Origin of the sequence: Mesorhizobium sp. M7A.F.Ca.CA.004.12.1.1, assembly GCF_003997835.1 — a bacterium.
GTDB lineage: Bacteria > Pseudomonadota > Alphaproteobacteria > Rhizobiales > Rhizobiaceae > Mesorhizobium.
In genome coordinates this window covers 1-4,603 of sequence record NZ_RZRK01000500.1, presented here as the reverse complement: position 1 = coordinate 4,603, position 4,603 = coordinate 1, and the positions used below count along the sequence as shown (strand labels likewise).

At 61.4% G+C, this 4,603-nt stretch carries 5 protein-coding genes; 2 read left to right on the top strand and 3 right to left on the bottom strand.

The annotated features are described in order from the left end of the window. Together der and EN984_RS23530 are read right to left on the bottom strand one after the other, a co-directional pair. The coding region (gene der, locus EN984_RS23535) for a ribosome biogenesis GTPase Der (protein ID WP_127383975.1) at positions 1–1,254 on the bottom strand (1,254 nt) is incomplete at its 3' end. Beyond that, positions 1,251–1,916 carry a tetratricopeptide repeat protein gene (locus tag EN984_RS23530; protein ID WP_127272332.1) on the bottom strand — a complete coding sequence of 222 codons (666 nt, stop codon included), beginning with the start codon at positions 1,914–1,916 and terminating at the stop codon, positions 1,251–1,253. The genes der and EN984_RS23530, both read right to left, overlap by 4 nt. A gap of 214 nt (positions 1,917–2,130) precedes the next feature. On the opposite strand from EN984_RS23530, the gene EN984_RS23525 reads away from it, so the two are divergent. Then, complete coding sequence (locus EN984_RS23525) at positions 2,131–3,129, top strand: polysaccharide deacetylase (RefSeq protein WP_127273545.1); 999 nt, start codon at positions 2,131–2,133, stop codon at positions 3,127–3,129. 36 nt (positions 3,130–3,165) lie between these two features. Here the strand turns inward: EN984_RS23525 and sbmA are convergent, their stop codons facing one another. Further along, positions 3,166–4,425: a peptide antibiotic transporter SbmA gene (gene sbmA, locus EN984_RS23520; RefSeq protein ID WP_127271341.1), complete on the bottom strand. Its 1,260-nt coding sequence runs from the start codon at positions 4,423–4,425 to the stop codon at positions 3,166–3,168. Here sbmA and EN984_RS38270 point away from each other — a divergent pair. Then, a partial coding sequence (locus EN984_RS38270) for a hypothetical protein (protein ID WP_206517467.1) occupies positions 4,327–4,603 on the top strand: 277 nt, incomplete at its 3' end. The two genes, sbmA and EN984_RS38270, sit on opposite strands and share 99 nt — an antisense overlap.

Below are 4,603 nucleotides of genomic sequence, written 5' to 3'. Positions count from 1 at the left end.
GGCCTGGGTGACGTATTTGACCTTCAGCCGGCGCCCGGCCACGGCAGGCGGCGGGTGGTGTGCCAGGATGCCTTCCAGCCAACGGTTGAGCTTGCCGGTCGAGACGCGGCTGTTCCACACCTTGTGCGTCCTGATGACGGCATCCATCAGCTTGTCGAGGCCGCGCCCGGTCTCGCCGGAGACAGGTACGGCCTGGAGGCCGCGCGCCTGGGGAAGAAGCCGTTCCGTCTTCTCTCGCAGTTCGGCCAGAAGTTCCTGGGGATGGTCGATCAGATCCCATTTGTTGAAGGCGATCACCGGCGCCCGGCCTTCCCTGATGATCAGGTCGGCGATCTGCAGATCCTGCTTCTCGAAGGGGATGGTGGCGTCGAGCACGATGATGACGATCTCGGCAAACCGGATGGCGCGCAGACCGTCCTGCACCGACATCACTTCCAGCTTTTCATGAATCCTGGCCTTGCGGCGCATGCCGGCTGTGTCGAACAATTTCAGGCGGCGACCATGCCAATCCCAATCGACCGAGATCGAATCACGGGTAATGCCGGCTTCCGGTCCGGTGAGCAGCCGCTCGTCGCCGATCAGCGCGTTGATCAGCGTCGACTTGCCGGCATTGGGACGGCCGACGACGGCAATGCGCATCGGCTTGGTGTCGTCATAGGTGTGCTCGGCATCCGGATCGGCGATATCCTCGCCGATCAGCACCTCGCCGGCAGCGACGTCTTCGTCTTCGCCATCTTCTTCTTCGCCGAAGGCGCGCGCTTCGCCGAGCGCGCCGATCACGGCGTCGCGCAGGTCAGGCAAGCCCTGGCCATGCTCGGCCGAAACCGGGATCGGCTCGCCAAGGCCGAGTTCCCAGGCCTCCAGCATGCCGCCCTGGGCGCCCTTGGCCTCGGCCTTGTTGGCGACCAGCACGACCGGCTTGCCGGACTTGCGCACGATCTCGGCGAAGGTCCTGTCGTCGGGCAACAGGCCGGACTTGGCGTCGATGGTGAAGAAGATCAGGTCGGCATCCCGGATGGCGATCTCGGTCTGCGCACGCATGCGGCCGGGCAAGGTCGAGGCGCCCGCGTCCTCGAAGCCGGCGGTGTCGATGACGTCGAAATGCAGGTCGTAAAGCTTGGCGGCATGGACGCGACGGTCGCGGGTGACGCCCGGCGTGTCGTCGACGAGCGCCAGCTTCCTTCCCACCAGCCGATTGAAAAGAGTCGATTTGCCGACGTTAGGTCTGCCGATGATGGCGACTTTGAAGGTCACGACGCACTGCCCGACCCGCGGATCAGCTCGGACATCAATGTTGCGCGCTCGCGGGTGTTGCGCGGCGCGCCGTCATCGGCGGCGATCTGGTCGAACAGTTTCAGCGCATCCTGCGTCTTGCCTTCCTTCCAGGCGGAAAGGCCGAGTGCCTCGCGCGCCGTGTGGCGTAGCGTGTTGGTGTCGGATGTCAGCGCCTCGACACGGCTGGAGACGTCGGCAAAGGAACCATGGTCGACGAGCAGCAGTGCTGCCCGCAGCCGCGCCATGTCGCGAATTCCCTGGGGAATGGCCGTATCCGCGGCGACTTCGTCGAAATCCTTGACGGCGGCGGGGACATCGCCCTTGTTCGCTTTGACGGTCGCGCCGCGCATGCGGGCGAGCAGCGGATAGGCGCCGTAGCCATCCTTCTCCAACTGATCGAGCGCAGTCAGCGCCTCATCGTTCTTGCCGTCATTGGCGAGCTTCAGCGCCTGCGAGAACGCATCGCCCGAGCGGTTGGCGCGCGTCTCGTCCCAATAGCGATAGCCGACGAAGGCGGCAGTGCCGAGCACCACGAGGACCGCAACGACAATCAAGGCCGGGCCAAAACGGTCCCACAGCGCCTGTGCCTGCTCGCGACGGATCTCGTCGTTGACTTCACGGATAAAACTGTCGTCGGACATCAATCAAACCATTCCTGCCCGGTCGGGCCCTTTGTCAGCCCGCGTTTTAGCGAAATTTTGCCGGCATGGAAGGGGTTCAACCGGAAAATCGCCTATTGTCCGGGGCAAACGGATGTTTGCCCCGGACAGGCAGCCGAAAAGACCAATCGCACCCACGCCACATTTAGGCGATAGCCGGCTTGCAGACATTCCCCGAGTGAAGATCAGATTGCCTATGCTTCGTCCGTTCCGCGTTGTTGCGTTTTCGCTTGCGGCACTCGCCGCTGCCGGTGGGGCTTTGGCCGATCCACCGGCGCCGGCAAAGCCGAAACAGGTCGTCATCATCTCGTTCGACAGTGCCCGCGACATTTCGCAGTGGAAACGCAGCCGGGCACTGGCTGAGCGCACCGGCGCGCACTTCACCTATTTTCTCTCCTGCGTCTTCCTGCTGTCAACGGAGACACGCAAGGAATACACCGCACCGGGCAAAGGCGCCGGCAAATCCAACATCGGCTTTGCCGCCTCGAAGCAGGAAGTCACCGAGCGACTCGAACAGATCGGCCTTGCCGCGCATGAAGGCCACGATATCGCCAGCCATGGCTGTGGCCATTTCGACGGCAAGGACTGGAGCAAGGCCGACTGGCTGAAAGAGTTCAGTTCGTTCGAGCACATTCTCGAGAACGCCTATGCGATCAACGGCATTGCACCCGAACCACAGGGCTGGCGCGATTTCGCGCGGCATGCGGTGGTCGGCTTTCGCGCGCCGTATCTGTCGACCGGCAAGGCGCTCTATGAAGCGCTGCCGGCGGCCGGATATCAATTCGATGCCAGCGGCGTCTCGCAAGGCCCTGCCCGACCGACGGCCAGCAACGGCATCGTGCACTTTTCGCTGCCGCAGATTCCGGAAGGACCGAAGTCACGGCCGGTGATCGCCATGGACTACAATCTCTATGTCAGGCATTCCGGCGGCTTCGAGCGGCCAAGCCAGGCGGACGAGTTCGCCAACCGGACCTATGCTGCCTTTCGCGCCGCCTTCGACAAGCAGTATGCCGGCAAGCGCATTCCGCTTGAGCTCGGCTTCCACTTCGCGCTGATGAATGACGGCGCCTACTGGAACGCGCTGGAGCGCTTTGCCGGCGACGTCTGCGTCAAAGCCGATGTCGAATGCATCAGTTTTCGCGATTATGTTTCGCGACAGGACGCTGGCCAAAGGCAGGTCTCGGTCGGCGGCTGAGCCGCCAACCCGGTTCGATTTCCAAAGCCTCGGTTTTTAGGCTGGGTCCTCGGCGCTCTGTCTTGCCAGATAGCGCTGGTCGATTTCAGGCAATGGCTCGCCTTGCAGCGTCGCTTCGAAGGCACGCAGGCGCTTGTGGACAGATTGCAGCTCGACGATGGTCGACCAGGAGGAGAGCAGAAACTGCAGCGACCCCGTCACCTTGCCGAATGCGTTCGAAATCTGGTTCAGCGCGCCGAACGTTATCTTGTGCGCCACCAGTGAGGGACCAAGGATCAGCAGCGAGAAAATGTTGTCGGCCTGCAGGTAGGTGTAACGGACGACGTTGAAATAGATGTAGTGGAAATACAGCCTGAAATAATTGTGACGAACATTCTCGAACAGCTCGGCGGTGGTGGCCGGCTGGGCGCGGTCCGCATGATCCTCGCCGTAGACGAGTTCCTTGCGGTAGGCGGCTTCGACACGCTGGTTGCGGAACTGCAGCCCTGGAAGTTTCAGACCGGCAACCATGACCGAGATCGTCCCGAACAGACACCAGGCAAGGGCCGCGACAACCAATGGCTGCGGGATCGCGCCGATAATCGGCAACTCAGTGATATGGGCCTGCAACTGGATCATGACCGGCAGGAATGCGATCAATGTCATGATCGACTGGACGAAGCTGGAGCCGAGGTCTTCCATGATCTGCGAGAACCGCATCGTGTCTTCCTGGATACGCTGCGAGGCACCCTCGATATGGCGTAGCCTGCTCCAATTCTCGACGAAATAATTGTTCATCGCCGTGCGCCAGCGGAAAATCCAGTGGCTGACGATGAAGGCATTGACCACCTGCACATTCATGCCGACCAGCGCGAGCCACGAAAAATCCGCCAATCCGATATAAAATTCGCTGTTGGTCGACTTTCCAGTCCCCGACATCAGTCCCTGCACATAGTCGAAGAATGGTCCGTACCAGGCGTTGACGGCGACACTGACCTGCACATTGAAATAGATGAAGAACAGGATGACCGCGGTCATCAGGATCGACCAGCGCTGCCACGGATGCGGCGAATACCAGCTCCAGAATGCGTAGAAGACGGCCACGCAGAACACGAAATAGAGATAAAACCATAGAAACGGCGGCGACATGAGGATCGCGATGCCGATGATGGGCGGCGCACCGGCCACTGCGGGCGGCAATCCGAAAACCGCCCCCAATTGTTCACCACCGAAAAACCAGAACAGGATTGCCGCAAGGCTCCAGAGGGCGGCCGAAGAGAAGAAGAGCTTCGGCTGCGGGAAAAAGGATACGAACACTGTGGCGAATTCCTCGATCTAGGCGCAAATCAGCTGACGGCAGCGGGCATAAAGTCACACATTAGTAGGAAAGAAAATGCCTGTGCCCGATGCCCGGCACAGCAAGCCCACAATCATGGCGATTTTGGCGCAGCCGACCATGTGATGGCGCCGGAGACGACCAGCACGATTGCGGCGG

Bases quoted from the DNA above. Each gene is read 5' to 3' on its own strand.
- EN984_RS23525 (WP_127273545.1), top strand. From the start codon at position 2,131: ATGCTTCGTCCGTTCCGCGTTGTTGCGTTTTCGCTTGCGGCACTCGCC.
- EN984_RS23530 (WP_127272332.1), bottom strand. From the start codon at position 1,916: ATGTCCGACGACAGTTTTATCCGTGAAGTCAACGACGAGATCCGTCGC.